Here is a 2,944-nt window from a genome sequence, read left to right as displayed (position 1 = left end):
TCCTTGAAAACTGGATCGTGGGCGAGGCAAAGGTGGAAGGGCGCACGGTGGATGCCTCGGCGCCAGGAGCCGATGAAGGGCGCGGCAAGCGGCGAAACGCCCCGGGGAGCCGCAAGCGGGCCGGGATCCGGGGGTGCCCGAATGGGGGAACCCGCCAGGGTGGAGCCCTGGCATTCTGCGCTGAATGCATAGGCGCAGGAGGGCAACCGGGGGAACTGAAACATCTCAGTACCCCGAGGAGAAGAAAGCAACCGCGATTCCCCGAGTAGCGGCGAGCGAAAGGGGAGGAGCCCAAACCGGACGCAAGTCCGGGGTTGTAGGACCGGGCCGCACGGGAGTGACAAAGAGAGGGCGTAGGCGAACGGACCTGGAACGGTCGGCCGGAGAAGGTGAGAGCCCTGTAGCCGAAACGCTCTTTCCTCCTGGCCCGGCTCCTGAGTACCGCGGGGCACGAGGAATCCCGCGGGAAGCGGGGAGGACCACCTCCCAAGGCTAAATACTCCCTGGCGACCGATAGTGGAGGAGTACCGTGAGGGAACGGTGAAAAGCACCCCGGGAGGGGAGTGAAAGAGGACCTGAAACCGTGTGCCCACAAGCAGTCGGAGCCCGTCGATGGGTGACGGCGTGCCTTTTGCAGAATGAGCCGGCGAGTGACGCTTGCATGCGAGGTTAAGGCCTTCAGGGCCGGAGCCGGAGCGAAAGCGAGTCTGAAGAGGGCGGGAGTATGCAGGCGTCGACCCGAAACCGGGTGATCTACCCATGTCCAGGGTGAAGGTCGGCGAAATCCGACTGGAGGCCCGAACCCACTGGTGTTGCAAAACCAGGGGATGAGGTGTGGGTAGGGGTGAAAAGCCAAGCGAACCCGGAGATAGCTGGTTCTCCCCGAAATCGCTTGAGGGCGAGCCTCAAGGGGAGCGCCTGGGAGGTAGAGCGCTGATTGGGTGCGGGGCCCGCGAGGGCTACCAAGCCCTGTCAAACTGCGAATGCCCGGGCGTGGTCCTTGGGAGTCAGACGGCGGGGGATAAGCTTCGTCGTCGAGAGGGAAAGAGCCCAGACCGGCCGCTAAGGTCCCGGAGTTTGCGCTTAGTGGGAAACGATGTGGCGCTGCGAAGACAACCAGGATGTTGGCTTAGAAGCAGCCATCATTCAAAGAGTGCGTAATAGCTCACTGGTCGAGTGGCGCTGCGCGGAAAATGTAACGGGGCTAAGCGCGACACCGAAGCGCCGGGCACGGGAAGTGCGGTAGGGGAGCGTTCCCTGGGCGGGGAAGCGCGACCGGGAGGGCGCGTGGAGCGCAGGGAAGCGAGAATGCCGGCGTGAGTAGCGAGAAGGTCGGTGAGAATCCGACCCGCCGAAAGCCCAAGGGTTCCTGAGGAAGGCTCGTCCGCTCAGGGTAAGTCGGGACCTAAGGCGAGGCCGCGAGGCGTAGCTGATGGGAAACGGGTGGAGAATCCCGTACCGCTCCCGGCCGTTTGAGCGACGGGGGGACGCAGGGGGTCCGAAGGCGCGCGCGGGATGGAAGAGCGCGTCCAAGCGGCGAGGGTGGTGCGCAGGCAAATCCGCGCGCCGGAAGCCTGAGCCGTGACGGGGAGGGAAGGCGAGTACCGAAGGCCTTCCGGATCGCACTGCCGAGAAAAGCCTCTAGCGAGGCCTGGGAGCGCCCGTACCGGAAACCGACACAGGTGGGCGAGGAGAGGATCCTCAGGCGCGCGAGCGAACTCCTGCTAAGGAACTCGGCAAAATGGCCCCGTAACTTCGGGAGAAGGGGCGCCTGTCTTGGAAGGCAGGCCGCAGAGAAGTGGCCCAGGCGACTGTTTAGCAAAAACACAGGTCTCTGCGAAGCCGTAAGGCGACGTATAGGGGCTGACGCCTGCCCGGTGCTGGAAGGTTAAGGGGAAGGGTTAGGGTTTAGGCCCGAAGCTCTGAACCGAAGCCCCAGTAAACGGCGGCCGTAACTATAACGGTCCTAAGGTAGCGAAATTCCTTGTCGGGTAAGTTCCGACCCGCACGAAAGGCGTAACGACCTGGGCGCTGTCTCGGCAGGAGGCTCGGTGAAATCGTAGTCCCTGTGAAGATGCAGGGTACCCGCGACTAGACGGAAAGACCCCGTGGAGCTTTACTGCAGCCTGATATTGTGGTTTGCCGCCTTCTGTACAGGATAGGTGGGAGCCTGGGAAGCGTCCTCGTCAGGGGGCGCGGAGGCGGCGGTGGGATACCACCCTGGAGGCGGCGGACGACTCACCCGCGGCCGTGAGCCGGTCGGGGGACCGTGTCAGGCGGGCAGTTTGACTGGGGCGGTCGCCTCCTAAAGGGTAACGGAGGCGCCCAAAGGTCCCCTCAGCGCGGATGGAAATCGCGCGGAGCGTGCAAAGGCGAGAAGGGGGCTTGACTGCGAGACCGACGGGTCGAGCAGGGACGAAAGTCGGGCTTAGTGATCCGGTGGTACCGAGTGGAAGGGCCATCGCTCAACGGATAAAAGCTACCCCGGGGATAACAGGCTGATCTCCCCCAAGAGTCCACATCGACGGGGAGGTTTGGCACCTCGATGTCGGCTCATCGCATCCTGGGGCTGGAGCCGGTCCCAAGGGTTGGGCTGTTCGCCCATTAAAGCGGTACGTGAGCTGGGTTCAGAACGTCGTGAGACAGTTCGGTCCCTATCTGTCGCGGGCGGAGGAAATTTGAGGGGAGTCGTCCCCAGTACGAGAGGACCGGGACGGACGCACCGCTGGTGTACCAGTTGTGCCGCCAGGCGCACCGCTGGGTAGCCAAGTGCGGACGGGATAAGCGCTGAAAGCATCTAAGCGCGAAGCCCACCCCAAGATGAGATTTCCCACCGGCTTGACCGGGTAAGACCCCTCGTAGACGACGAGGTCGATCGGTCCGAGGTGGAAGCGCGGTAACGCGTGAAGCTGACGGATCCGAATCGGTCGAGGCTTTGCCCCCC

At 63.7% G+C, this 2,944-nt stretch carries 1 rRNA gene; it reads left to right on the top strand.

Annotated features, from left to right (window positions below):
• Positions 1 to 24 precede the first annotated feature (24 nt).
• A 23S ribosomal RNA gene (locus SA87_RS10160) occupies positions 25 to 2,943 on the top strand.
• The last annotated feature ends 1 nt before the right edge of the window (position 2,944 follow it).

Origin of the sequence: Hydrogenibacillus schlegelii (genome assembly GCF_001653195.1) — a bacterium.
Taxonomy (GTDB): domain Bacteria; phylum Bacillota; class Bacilli; order Thermicanales; family DSM-22653; genus Hydrogenibacillus; species Hydrogenibacillus schlegelii.
Note: the sequence above shows the minus strand (reverse complement) of the source record. Positions and strands in the feature narration are given on the sequence as shown.